The organism is Massilia sp. 9096 (assembly GCF_000745265.1).
Classification (GTDB): domain Bacteria; phylum Pseudomonadota; class Gammaproteobacteria; order Burkholderiales; family Burkholderiaceae_D; genus Telluria.
The window spans coordinates 1893004-1905403 of the sequence record NZ_JQNN01000001.1 but is presented as its reverse complement, the minus strand read 5'-3'; the positions used below and the strand labels follow the sequence as shown (position 1 = coordinate 1905403).

Genomic DNA, 12400 nt, shown 5'->3' with positions numbered 1-12400 from the left:
CGTGCAAACCAATCTCGCCGATTTCATCCGCACCACGCCCGACGGCATCGAGGCCGACGCCATCCTGCGCAAATGCGTGCATTGCGGCTTCTGTACCGCTACCTGCCCGACCTACCAGGTGCTGGGCGACGAGCTCGATGGCCCGCGCGGGCGCATCTACCTGATCAAGCAGGTGCTCGAGGGGAGGCCGGCCACGCGCGCCACCCAGGTCCACCTGGACCGCTGCCTGACTTGCCGCAACTGCGAATCGACTTGCCCGTCGGGCGTGCAGTACGCCCGCCTGGCCGACATCGGCCGGCGCGTGGTCGAGCAGCAAGTGCCGCGGCCGCCGGCCCAGCGCCTGCTGCGCACCGTGCTCAAGGAAACCCTGCCGCGCAAGTGGCTGTTCGGGCCGGCGATGAAGACCGGGCAGATGCTGCGCCCGCTGCTGCCGCAGGCCTTGAAGGACAAGGTGCCGGCGCCGCGCCCGGCCGGCGACTGGCCTCGGCGCCGGCACGTGCGCAAGATGCTGATGCTGGAAGGCTGCGTGCAGCCCTCGATGTCGCCCAACATCAACGCGGCGACGGCGCGTGTGTTCGACGCCGCCGGCGTGCAGATCGTGACGGCCAGGCGCGCCGGCTGCTGCGGCGCGATCCGCTGGCACCTGAACGATGCCGACGGCGGGCGCGACGACATGCGGCGCAACATCGACGCCTGGTGGCCCTACCTGGAGCAGGGTGTCGACACCATCCTGATCAATGCGTCCGGCTGTGGCGCCATGATCAAGGAGTACGGCCACCTGCTGGAGGACGACCCGGCGTATGCGGCCAAGGCCGCGCAGGTATCGAAGGCGGCCAAGGATGTCAGCGAAGTGCTGCCGCAGTTCGAGGCGCGCCTGCTCGAGAAACTGGCCGGACGCGAGAGCGGCGAGCGCGTGGCCTACCATCCGCCATGTACGCTCCAGCACGGCCAGCAAATCCGCGGCAAGGTCGAGGCGCTGCTGCGCGCCGCCGGCGTCGACGTCGAGCTGTGCGCCGACAGCCACCTGTGCTGCGGCTCGGCCGGCACCTATTCCGTGCTGCACGCACCCATGGCGACGCGCCTGCGCGACGACAAGCTGGCCAGGCTGGAGGCGACCGGAGCGCAGCGCATCGTCTCGGCCAACGTCGGCTGCATCACCCACCTGCAGTCGGGCACCGCTACACCGGTGGAGCACTGGATCGAACTGCTCGACCGGGTGCTGGCATGATCATCTCGTCCGCGACCGACTTTCGCGAGGCCGCGCGGCGCAAGCTGCCGCCGTTCCTGTTCCATTACCTGGACGGCGGCGCCGGCGCCGAGCAGACACTGCGTGCCAACGTCGACGATTTGCAGGCAATCAAGCTGCGCCAGCGCGTGCTGCGCGGTTCCGAACAGCTCGACCTGTCGACGCACTGGTTCGGCCAGCAGCATGCGCTGCCGATCGCGCTGGCGCCGATCGGCCTGGCCGGTATGTATGCGCGCCGCGGCGAAGTGCAGGCGGCGCGCGCGGCCTGCAAGCGCAACATCCCGTTCATCCAGTCGACGGTGTCGGTGTGCCCGCTGTCGGAGGTGGCGGCCCAGGCCAGCCGCCCGATCTGGTTCCAGTTGTACGTGCTCAAGGACCGCGCCTTCATGCGCGACGTCATGCGCCGCGCGCGCGAGCTGGGCGCGACCACGCTCGCGTTCACGGTCGACATGCCGGTGCCGGGCGCGCGCTACCGCGACGCCCACAGCGGCATGAGCGGCAAGAACGGTCCGCTGCGGCGCATGCTGCAGGCGCTGACGCACCCGCGCTGGGTCTGGGAGGTCGGCCTGTTCGGGCGGCCGCACGACCTGGGCAACATCTCCGCCTACCGGGGGCACGCGACCGGGCTGGAAGACTATATCGGCTGGCTGGGTTCGAACTTCGATCCCGGCATCAGCTGGCAGGACCTGCAGTGGATCCGCGACGAGTGGCAGGGTCAGCTGATCCTGAAGGGCATCATCGACGCCGACGATGCGCGCGATGCGGTGGCCTTCGGCGCCGACGGCATCGTGGTCTCGAACCACGGCGGGCGCCAGCTGGACGGGGCGCTGTCGAGCGCGCGCGCGCTGCCGGCGATCGCGGCGGCGGTCAAGGGCAAGCTGACCATCTTCGCCGACGGCGGCGTGCGCACCGGCACCGACGTGTTCCGCATGCTGGCGCTGGGCGCCGACGGCGTGCTGATCGGGCGCGCCTTCGTCTACGCGCTGGCCACCGGCGGCGAGGCCGGGGTCGAGCGCCTGCTTGCCATCATGGAAAAGGATATCCGGACCAATATGGTGTTGACCGGGGTGCGCACGATCGCGGAGATCGGGCCGCACCTGCTGGCGGCGTAAGGCCGAGCGGCGCTAACGGCGCTGCGCCGACGCCACGGCGGTCTGCGGCACCCGGCTCTGGTCGTTGTTTTCGCGGACCAGTTTTCCCAGCAGCGTCATGAATTGCAGCTGTTCTTCTTCGCTGAGCGGCGCCAGCAGGCGTTGGCGCAGGCGCTGCGTGTTGGGACCGAGTGCGTCGAGCAGGTGCTGGCCGGCCGCGGTCACCGTCAGCGCGCGCTGGCGCCGGTTGTGCGGCAGCACCTTGCGTTCGATGAGCTGCTTTTCCTCGAGCCGCGCACAGACCGTGGCGCCGGTCGAAGTGTCGATCGCGACCAGGCCCGACAGCGACACCTGGTCGATGCCCGGATGCGCCGCCAGCGTATTGAGCATGGCGTACTGGACCGGAGTCAGGTCGCTGCCGATTTCGTCGTAGAACAGCGCGGTCGAGATCTGCTGGGCCCGGCGCAAGAGATGGCCGGGGTGCTCGTAAAGATCGAGCATCGAGGTCCCGTCAGTGGGTTCTTTTTCGGTGGACATCGTCGAGTCGGGATGGTGCGTCGCATCATCGAAAATTCGGAAACGCAGTTTACTTCGTCCTTCGACCGGCATGACGCACGGTTTCGCCGGAGCTTCACCGTTCCAGCGAAGTGCAGCGCAGGCCAAGGGACACGGCCACACGCGCAAATCCGGGCGCTGGCATAATCGGCGCTCCCACATCACATAGCGAGGAACAAGATGGTGCTTGAAAGCGCAGAAATCCTGGTCAAGGCCGGCATGGAGGATACCTTCGAGGCTGGCGTGCGCGCGGCCACGCCGCTGTTCCAGCGTGCACGCGGCTGCAAGGGCATGCAGATCCAGCGCGGCGTCGAGAACCCGCGCGCCTATCGCCTGCTGGTGCAGTGGGAAACGCTGGAAGACCACAACGTGCATTTCCGCGGCAGCGACGACTTCCAGGAATGGCGCCGGCTGGTCGGCGACTGCTTCGACGGCGCGCCCGTGGTCACCCATTTCGAGAGCGTCTACCAGGGCTTCTGAGCCCGCCTGCCGCACGACGATTCAAGCCCCGACCCCATGGCGGCGGCGTTCCGCCGGCGCCGCTCACGGCAGCAGCACCGCCAGTTCCTGCGCGCCCTGGCGCAGCACCGGCAGGAATTCCTCCACCATGCGTTCGGCCGGCACCCGCACCGCCTGGGCGCCGACATTGAGCGCGGCCAGCACCCGCCCGGACGCACCGCGCACCGGCACTGCGATCGAACGCAGCCCCAGTTCCAGCTCTTCGTTGTTGGCGGCGTAGCCGTCGCGCCGTACGCCCGCCAGCACCGCGCGCAGCTTGGCCTTGTCGGTGATGGTGTGCTCCGTCCTGGGCAGCAACTCGGTGCGCGCCAGATAAGCTTCCAGTTCGTCGTCCGGCTGGTGCGCCAGCAGCACCCGGCCCAGCGAGGTGCAGTAGGCCGGCAGGCGGCTGCCGGCGGACAGCGACACCGACATCACGCGCGAGGTCGCGGCGCGCGCCACGTACAGCACCTGGTCTTCTTCCAGCACCGCCAGCGAGCTCGATTCGCCCAGCGTCTTGCTGATGCCGTTCAGGCAGGGCTGGGCGGCGATCGTCAGCGGCGTCGACGAGAGATACGAGTAACCCAGCGTCAGGATCTTCGGACGCAGGCTGAAGTTGTTCAATTCCGCGTCGACGTAGCCGAGCTGGCGCAGCGTGTGCAGGCAGCGCCGCACGGCCGCGCGCGGGATGCCGGTCTGCTGGCTGATCTGGGCGATGGTCTGCGGCTTGCGCGAATCGGCGAAGGCGCGGATCACCGCCAGCCCGCGCGCGAACGAGGTCATGAAATCGGGATCGGTGAGGGCGTCGATTTCTTCGGCGACGCTGCGTGAGGTAGCGGGGGCGTTGGTCGATGACATAAGGGGATATTCTAGTGCCGCTTGACCCGTGCGGGCCACAGGCGTAGACTTTTTGTGCGGTAGACGGTTAGGTGTTCGATTATCGCACAACCTCTGCCGCATAACGATAAAGGTCAAACCATGATCGACAAGACATTTGCATCGCTCGAGGCAGCGGTGGCCGGCATTCCCGACGGCGCCACCATCATGATCGGTGGCTTCGGCAACGCCGGCATGCCCGCCGCGCTGATCGATGCGCTGCTGGCGCAGGGCGCACAGGAACTTACCATCGTCAACAACAATGCCGGCAATGGCGACACGGGCCTGGCCGCGCTGATCGCCGCCAGGCGCGTGCGCAAGATCATCTGCTCGTTCCCGCGCCAGGCCGATTCCTGGCACTTCGACAAGCTGTACCGGGCCGGCGAGATCGAACTCGAGCTGATCCCGCAGGGCAACCTCGCCGAGCGCATCCGCGCCGCCGGCGCCGGCATCGGCGGCTTCTTTTCCCCGACCGGCTACGGCACCCTGCTGGCCGAAGGCAAGGAGACGCGCGTCATCGACGGCAAGCATTATGTGTTCGAAACCCCGATCCATGCCGACTTCGCGCTGATCAAGGCGCTGCGCGGCGACCGCTGGGGTAACCTGGTATACCGCAAGACCGCGCGCAACTTCGGCCCGATCATGGCGACGGCCGCCAAGACCACGATCGCCCAGGTGGCCGAGATCGTGCCGCTCGGCGCACTCGACCCGGAGGCGATCGTCACCCCGGGCATCTTCGTCCAACGCGTCGTCAAGGAGACAGCCGCATGACCAGCGCTAACCGTTACACCCGCGAACAGATGGCCGAGCGCGTCGCCCAGGACATTCCCGAGGGCGCCTACGTCAACCTCGGCATCGGCCTGCCGACCAAGGTCGCCAACTACCTGCCGGCGGACAAAGAAGTTTTTCTGCACAGCGAAAACGGGGTGCTCGGCATGGGTCCGGCGCCCGCGCCCGGCGAGGAAGACCCGGACCTGATCAACGCCGGCAAGCAGCCGGTGACGCTGCTCGAAGGCGGGGCCTACTTCCACCATGCCGACTCGTTCGCGATGATGCGCGGCGGCCACCTGGACATCTGCGTACTGGGCGCATTCCAGGTGTCCGGCAGCGGCGACCTGGCCAACTGGCATACCGGCGCCCCGGACGCGATTCCCGCCGTGGGCGGCGCGATGGACCTGGCGATCGGCGCCAAGCAGGTGTTCGTGATGATGGAACACCAGACCAAGACTGGCGAGAGCAAGATCGTCGAGCAGTGCACCTATCCGCTGACCGGGGTCAAGTGCGTGAGCCGCATCTATACTGACATGGCCGTGCTCGACGTCACGCCCGCGGGCCTGCGCGTGCGCGAGATCGCCCCCGGCTTGACTTTTGATGAGCTGCAGGCCGCCACCGCGGCGGACCTGCTGCCGCAAGAACAATCGTAAGGAGAATGACCATGACTGACGCATTCATCGTCGACGCCATCCGGACCCCGATCGGCCGCTACGGCGGCGCCCTGAAGGACGTGCGCGCGGACGACCTCGGCGCGCTGCCGATCCGAGAACTCATGCGCCGCAATCCGGAAGTCGATTGGAGCGCCGTCGACGACGTGATCTACGGCTGCGCCAACCAGGCCGGCGAAGACAACCGCAACGTGGCGCACATGGCGTCGCTGCTGGCCGGCCTGCCGCTTGACGTGCCCGGCACCACGGTCAACCGCCTGTGCGGTTCGGGCATGGACGCGATTGGCATCGCAGGGCGCGCCATCAAGGCCGGCGAAGCCCGTCTGATGATCGCCGGCGGCGTCGAGTCGATGACGCGCGCGCCGTTCGTGATGGGCAAGGCGGAATCGGCGTTCTCGCGCAACGCCACCATCTACGACACCACGATCGGCTGGCGCTTCCCGAGCAAACAGATGAAGCACCTGTACGGCACCGATTCGATGCCGGAGACGGCCGAAAATGTCGCGGTCGACTACAAGGTGTCGCGCGAAGACCAGGACCGTTTCGCGCTGGCCAGCCAGCAAAAAACTGCGCGCGCCCAGCGTGACGGCACCTTCGCCGACGAGATCGTGGCGGTCGAGATTCCGCAGAAGAAAGGCGACCACATCCTGTTCAGCCAGGACGAGCACCCGCGTGAAACCAGCCTGGAAGCCCTGGCCAAGCTCAAACCGGTGGTGCACGCGGAAGGCACGGTCACGGCCGGCAATGCCTCCGGCGTGAACGACGGCGCCTGCGCGCTGCTGCTGGCGAACGAGGAAGCGGCGTTTCAATATGGCTTGACCAAGCGCGCCCGCATCATCGGCATGGCGACCGCCGGCGTCGCGCCACGGGTGATGGGCATCGGCCCGGCGCCGGCCGTGCAAAAGCTGTTGCGCCAGACCGGCATGACGCTCGACCAGTTCGACCTCATCGAGCTGAACGAAGCGTTTGCTTCCCAGGCCCTGGCCGTGCTGCGCATGCTCGGCATTGCGGACGACGACCCGCGCGTGAATCCGAACGGCGGCGGCATTGCGCTCGGCCACCCGCTCGGCATGAGCGGTGCGCGCCTGGTCACAGCCGCGACCTATCAGCTCGAGCGCACCGGCGGGCGTTACGCGCTGTGCACGATGTGCATCGGGGTGGGGCAGGGTATCGCGATGGCGATCGAGCGCGTCTGATCGAGCGGAAACGAAGGGGTAAGCAAAGCCTGTTCGCGCAAGGCTTTGCTTTTGTCTTTCCTGAATTGAAAGATTTCTGAGTGAGTTGGGGGAATTTCGTTGTCGCTGGAAATTGCTGAGAACGATTGCTTTAGAAAGCGTGGCGTTTTTGTCGCCGTTCGATTCGCCCCCTTGCATGGTTGCGTGATGATTTGCTATAGTTCGTCTCCTGCTTCTGCAGCGCACGAAAAGTTTAACGGAAACAAGGAGTTAAACTTGCCTGATCGAAAAGATCGAGTGCACTGCAGAAAACGAAGGGGTTGACGAGTAACGCGAAACACTGCATAATCTCATTCCTCTGCTGCTGACGAACAAAACGATTCGCACAACGCAGCAAGGCAGTACAGAACACGGTTCTTTAAAAATAAACAGTCGATAAGTGTGGGCGTTTGATGAGGTGCCGGCAGCCGCGTAAGTGGCTGCTGAATACTTAAATTATCAAATGTTCACGCAAAAGAAATACGTTGTCTCAGCAATGAGGCGACGGTCAGTATTTTGAGTGAGCGACTTCGCTAGCAATAGCGAATGACACGAAAGTGTCGCAAACAGAGATTGAACTGAAGAGTTTGATCCTGGCTCAGATTGAACGCTGGCGGCATGCTTTACACATGCAAGTCGAACGGCAGCGCGGGGCAACCTGGCGGCGAGTGGCGAACGGGTGAGTAATATATCGGAACGTACCCAGAAGTGGGGGATAACGTAGCGAAAGTTACGCTAATACCGCATACGATCTACGGATGAAAGTGGGGGACCTTCGGGCCTCATGCTTTTGGAGCGGCCGATATCTGATTAGCTAGTTGGTGAGGTAAAGGCTCACCAAGGCGACGATCAGTAGCTGGTCTGAGAGGACGACCAGCCACACTGGGACTGAGACACGGCCCAGACTCCTACGGGAGGCAGCAGTGGGGAATTTTGGACAATGGGCGCAAGCCTGATCCAGCAATGCCGCGTGAGTGAAGAAGGCCTTCGGGTTGTAAAGCTCTTTTGTCAGGGAAGAAACGGCCTGGGTTAATACCTTGGGCTAATGACGGTACCTGAAGAATAAGCACCGGCTAACTACGTGCCAGCAGCCGCGGTAATACGTAGGGTGCAAGCGTTAATCGGAATTACTGGGCGTAAAGCGTGCGCAGGCGGTTTTGTAAGTCTGACGTGAAATCCCCGGGCTTAACCTGGGAATTGCGTTGGAGACTGCAAGGCTGGAGTCTGGCAGAGGGGGGTAGAATTCCACGTGTAGCAGTGAAATGCGTAGAGATGTGGAGGAACACCGATGGCGAAGGCAGCCCCCTGGGTCAAGACTGACGCTCATGCACGAAAGCGTGGGGAGCAAACAGGATTAGATACCCTGGTAGTCCACGCCCTAAACGATGTCTACTAGTTGTCGGGTCTTAATTGACTTGGTAACGCAGCTAACGCGTGAAGTAGACCGCCTGGGGAGTACGGTCGCAAGATTAAAACTCAAAGGAATTGACGGGGACCCGCACAAGCGGTGGATGATGTGGATTAATTCGATGCAACGCGAAAAACCTTACCTACCCTTGACATGTCAGGAAGTCTGGAGAGATCCGGGTGTGCCCGAAAGGGAACCTGAACACAGGTGCTGCATGGCTGTCGTCAGCTCGTGTCGTGAGATGTTGGGTTAAGTCCCGCAACGAGCGCAACCCTTGTCATTAGTTGCTACGAAAGGGCACTCTAATGAGACTGCCGGTGACAAACCGGAGGAAGGTGGGGATGACGTCAAGTCCTCATGGCCCTTATGGGTAGGGCTTCACACGTCATACAATGGTACATACAGAGGGCCGCCAACCCGCGAGGGGGAGCTAATCCCAGAAAGTGTATCGTAGTCCGGATCGCAGTCTGCAACTCGACTGCGTGAAGTTGGAATCGCTAGTAATCGCGGATCAGCATGTCGCGGTGAATACGTTCCCGGGTCTTGTACACACCGCCCGTCACACCATGGGAGCGGGTTTTACCAGAAGTAGGTAGCTTAACCGCAAGGAGGGCGCTTACCACGGTAGGATTCGTGACTGGGGTGAAGTCGTAACAAGGTAGCCGTATCGGAAGGTGCGGCTGGATCACCTCCTTTCTAGAGTGGCACCTGAGCTAACGCTCAATCATCAAGCGCCTACGCTTATCGGCTGTTGACTGTAACTGTGCTTATGTAAGCCGATGTGGCTTAGATAAGTGTAGTTCTCGTTCTTTAACAATCTGGAAGAAGTAAAGTTTTCTTTAAGCGTTCAATACATTGAAAGATGTAACGAACACTTAGGGTAGAAAATCTGTATGTATCAAACAACACAGCTGAACTTGATAACTATGACGTTCTCTATTACTCATGTAGAGGCCAACGTTATAGGGACAAGTGAATAAGTGCACATGGTGGATGCCTTGGCGATTACAGGCGATGAAAGACGTTGTAGCCTGCGATAAGCTACGGGGAGCTGGCAAACGAGCTTTGATCCGTAGATGTCTGAATGGGGAAACCCGGCCTTTTAGGTCATCGCATGCTGAATACATAGGCATGCGAAGCGAACGCGGCGAACTGAAACATCTAAGTAGCTGCAGGAAAAGAAATCAACCGAGATTCCCAAAGTAGTGGCGAGCGAAATGGGATGAGCCTGTACGTGATAGTCGATTGAATAGTGGAACAGTTTGGAAACACTGGCCATAGCGGGTGATAGCCCCGTACACGAAATTCAAACGGTGGTACTAAGCGTACGATAAGTAGGGCGGGACACGTGAAATCCTGTCTGAAGATGGGGGGACCATCCTCCAAGGCTAAATACTCGTAATCGACCGATAGTGAACCAGTACCGTGAGGGAAAGGCGAAAAGAACCCCGGGAGGGGAGTGAAATAGATCCTGAAACCGTGTGCATACAAACAGTCGGAGCCTCTTCGTGGGGTGACGGCGTACCTTTTGTATAATGGGTCAGCGACTTACATTCAGTGGCGAGGTTAACCAAGTAGGGGAGCCGTAGAGAAATCGAGTCCGAACAGGGCGACAGTCGCTGGGTGTAGACCCGAAACCAGGTGATCTACCCATGGCCAGGATGAAGGTGCGGTAACACGCCCTGGAGGTCCGAACCCACTAATGTTGAAAAATTAGGGGATGAGCTGTGGGTAGGGGTGAAAGGCTAAACAAACCTGGAAATAGCTGGTTCTCTCCGAAAACTATTTAGGTAGTGCCTCAAGTATCACCATCGGGGGTAGAGCACTGTTATGGCTAGGGGGTCATTGCGACTTACCAAACCATTGCAAACTCCGAATACCGATGAGTGCGAGCTTGGGAGACAGACGTCGGGTGCTAACGTCCGGCGTCAAGAGGGAAACAACCCAGACCGCCAGCTAAGGTCCCAAAGATTGGCTAAGTGGAAAACGAAGTGGGAAGGCTAAAACAGTCAGGATGTTGGCTTAGAAGCAGCCATCATTTAAAGAAAGCGTAATAGCTCACTGATCGAGTCGTCCTGCGCGGAAGATGTAACGGGGCTAAGCTAGTCACCGAAGCTGCGGATATGCGCAAGCATATGGTAGGAGAGCGTTCTGTAAGCCTGCGAAGGTGTCTTGTAAAGGATGCTGGAGGTATCAGAAGTGCGAATGCTGACATGAGTAGCGATAAAGAGGGTGAAAAGCCCTCTCGCCGAAAGCCCAAGGTTTCCTGTTCAACGTTCATCGGAGCAGGGTGAGTCGGCCCCTAAGGCGAGGCAGAGATGCGTAGCTGATGGGAAGCAGGTTAATATTCCTGCACCGTCGTATGATGCGATGGGGGGACGGATCGCGGAAGGTTGTCCAACTGTTGGAATAGTTGGTTTTTGACTCATAGAAGGTGCTTAGGCAAATCCGGGCACGTGATTCAAGGGGTCGAGACGAGCGGCTTTAAGCTGCGAAGCAATCGGAAGTGGTTCCAAGAAAAGCCTCTAAGCTTCAGTCATACGAGACCGTACCGCAAACCGACACAGGTGGGCGAGATGAGTATTCTAAGGCGCTTGAGAGAACTCGGGAGAAGGAACTCGGCAAATTGGTACCGTAACTTCGGGAAAAGGTACGCCCCGGTAGCTTGATCACTTTACTGTGTGAGGGCGAAAGGGTTGCAATAAACTGGTGGCTGCGACTGTTTAATAAAAACACAGCACTCTGCAAACACGAAAGTGGACGTATAGGGTGTGACGCCTGCCCGGTGCTGGAAGATTAAATGATGGGGTGCAAGCTCTTGATTGAAGTCCCAGTAAACGGCGGCCGTAACTATAACGGTCCTAAGGTAGCGAAATTCCTTGTCGGGTAAGTTCCGACCTGCACGAATGGCGTAACGATGGCCACACTGTCTCCTCCCGAGACTCAGCGAAGTTGAAATGTTTGTGATGATGCAATCTACCCGCGGCTAGACGGAAAGACCCCATGAACCTTTACTGTAGCTTTGCATTGGACTTTGAACCAATCTGTGTAGGATAGGTGGGAGGCTTTGAAGCGGGGACGCCAGTTCTCGTGGAGCCAACCTTGAAATACCACCCTGGTTCGTTTGAGGTTCTAACCTTGGTCCGTAATCCGGATCGGGGACAGTGCATGGTAGGCAGTTTGACTGGGGCGGTCTCCTCCTAAAGTGTAACGGAGGAGTTCGAAGGTACGCTAGGTACGGTCGGACATCGTGCTAATAGTGCAATGGCATAAGCGTGCTTAACTGCGAGACCGACAAGTCGAGCAGGTACGAAAGTAGGACATAGTGATCCGGTGGTTCTGTATGGAAGGGCCATCGCTCAACGGATAAAAGGTACTCTGGGGATAACAGGCTGATTCCTCCCAAGAGTTCATATCGACGGGGGAGTTTGGCACCTCGATGTCGGCTCATCACATCCTGGGGCTGTAGCCGGTCCCAAGGGTATGGCTGTTCGCCATTTAAAGTGGTACGTGAGCTGGGTTTAAAACGTCGTGAGACAGTTTGGTCCCTATCTGCCGTGGGCGTTGGAAATTTGAAGGGGGCTGCTCCTAGTACGAGAGGACCGGAGTGGACGAACCTCTGGTGTACCGGTTGTCACGCCAGTGGCATTGCCGGGTAGCTAAGTTCGGAAGAGATAACCGCTGAAAGCATCTAAGCGGGAAACTCGCCTTGAGATGAGATTTCCCGGAGCCTTGAGCTCCTTGAAGGGTCGTTCGAGACCAGGACGTTGATAGGTCGGGTGTGGAAGTGCAGTAATGCATTAAGCTAACCGATACTAATTGCCCGTACGGCTTGTCCCTATAACCTTGGCAGTCATGCCAACGAGTTCAGCAGTTCGATACAACAGACAAAACAACTTCTTCCAGATTCAGGGCGGCGCCAAGCCAGCGCAAACGCGACGCCCGTACAAGTCATGCCTGATGACCATAGCAAGTCGGTACCACCCCTTCCCATCCCGAACAGGACCGTGAAACGACTTTGCGCCGATGATAGTGCTGCAACCAGTGTGAAAGTAGGTTATCGTCAGGCT

The 12400-nt window shown here is 60.5% G+C and carries 8 protein-coding genes and 3 rRNA genes; 9 read left to right on the top strand and 2 right to left on the bottom strand.

Translation table 11 applies throughout. The features are described from left to right. Position 1 precedes the first annotated feature (1 nt). Positions 2-1228 carry a glycolate oxidase subunit GlcF gene (glcF, locus tag FA90_RS08130; protein ID WP_036167771.1) on the top strand — a complete coding sequence of 409 codons (1227 nt, stop codon included), beginning with the start codon at positions 2-4 and terminating at the stop codon, positions 1226-1228. Then, complete coding sequence (gene lldD, locus FA90_RS08125; protein WP_036167769.1) at positions 1225-2358, top strand: FMN-dependent L-lactate dehydrogenase LldD; 1134 nt, start codon at positions 1225-1227, stop codon at positions 2356-2358. The genes glcF and lldD overlap by 4 nt, the downstream gene beginning before the upstream one ends. 12 nt (positions 2359-2370) lie before the next feature. Here the strand turns inward: lldD and FA90_RS08120 are convergent, their stop codons facing one another. After that, a complete protein-coding gene (locus FA90_RS08120; protein ID WP_036167767.1) occupies positions 2371-2874 on the bottom strand; it encodes a MarR family winged helix-turn-helix transcriptional regulator in 504 nt (167 codons plus the stop codon). A gap of 198 nt (positions 2875-3072) precedes the next feature. Here FA90_RS08120 and FA90_RS08115 point away from each other — a divergent pair, with 198 nt between their 5' ends. Further along, positions 3073-3372, top strand: coding sequence for an antibiotic biosynthesis monooxygenase (locus tag FA90_RS08115; RefSeq protein ID WP_036167765.1), 300 nt, complete (start codon positions 3073-3075; stop codon positions 3370-3372). Between the two features lie 63 nt (positions 3373-3435). Here FA90_RS08115 and FA90_RS08110 read toward each other — a convergent pair whose 3' ends face one another. Beyond that, positions 3436-4248, bottom strand: coding sequence for an IclR family transcriptional regulator C-terminal domain-containing protein (locus FA90_RS08110; RefSeq protein ID WP_036167762.1), 813 nt, complete (start codon positions 4246-4248; stop codon positions 3436-3438). Positions 4249-4368: 120 nt separating this feature from the next. On the opposite strand from FA90_RS08110, the gene FA90_RS08105 reads away from it, so the two are divergent. From FA90_RS08105 to rrf, 6 genes are all read left to right on the top strand, one after another. Beyond that, positions 4369-5037 (top strand): 3-oxoacid CoA-transferase subunit A, encoded by a 669-nt coding sequence (locus FA90_RS08105; RefSeq protein ID WP_036167759.1) that lies wholly within the window; start codon positions 4369-4371, stop codon positions 5035-5037. Beyond that, entirely contained in the window at positions 5034-5690 is a 657-nt protein-coding gene (locus FA90_RS08100) for a CoA transferase subunit B (RefSeq protein WP_036167756.1), read from the top strand. The genes FA90_RS08105 and FA90_RS08100 overlap by 4 nt, the downstream gene beginning before the upstream one ends. A gap of 11 nt (positions 5691-5701) precedes the next feature. Continuing rightward, a complete protein-coding gene (pcaF, locus tag FA90_RS08095) occupies positions 5702-6904 on the top strand; it encodes a 3-oxoadipyl-CoA thiolase (protein ID WP_036174793.1) in 1203 nt (400 codons plus the stop codon). Positions 6905-7497: 593 nt separating this feature from the next. After that, positions 7498-9026, top strand: a 16S ribosomal RNA gene (locus FA90_RS08090). A 270-nt stretch (positions 9027-9296) separates the two neighbouring features. After that, positions 9297-12170 (top strand): 23S ribosomal RNA (locus tag FA90_RS08085). Positions 12171-12286: 116 nt separating this feature from the next. Next, positions 12287-12399, top strand: a 5S ribosomal RNA gene (gene rrf / locus FA90_RS08080). Together the 16S, 23S and 5S rRNA genes form the textbook arrangement of a ribosomal RNA operon. Position 12400: the final 1 nt, after the last annotated feature.

Excerpts from the sequence above, each read along its gene's own strand:
- FA90_RS08105 (WP_036167759.1), top strand. The coding sequence starts at position 4,369 with ATGATCGACAAGACATTTGCATCGCTCGAGGCAGCGGTGGCCGGCATT.
- FA90_RS08120 (WP_036167767.1), bottom strand. The coding sequence starts at position 2,874 with ATGTCCACCGAAAAAGAACCCACTGACGGGACCTCGATGCTCGATCTT.
- FA90_RS08115 (WP_036167765.1), top strand. The coding sequence starts at position 3,073 with ATGGTGCTTGAAAGCGCAGAAATCCTGGTCAAGGCCGGCATGGAGGAT.
- FA90_RS08110 (WP_036167762.1), bottom strand. The coding sequence starts at position 4,248 with ATGTCATCGACCAACGCCCCCGCTACCTCACGCAGCGTCGCCGAAGAA.
- FA90_RS08100 (WP_036167756.1), top strand. The coding sequence starts at position 5,034 with ATGACCAGCGCTAACCGTTACACCCGCGAACAGATGGCCGAGCGCGTC.
- pcaF (WP_036174793.1), top strand. The coding sequence starts at position 5,702 with ATGACTGACGCATTCATCGTCGACGCCATCCGGACCCCGATCGGCCGC.
- lldD (WP_036167769.1), top strand. The coding sequence starts at position 1,225 with ATGATCATCTCGTCCGCGACCGACTTTCGCGAGGCCGCGCGGCGCAAG.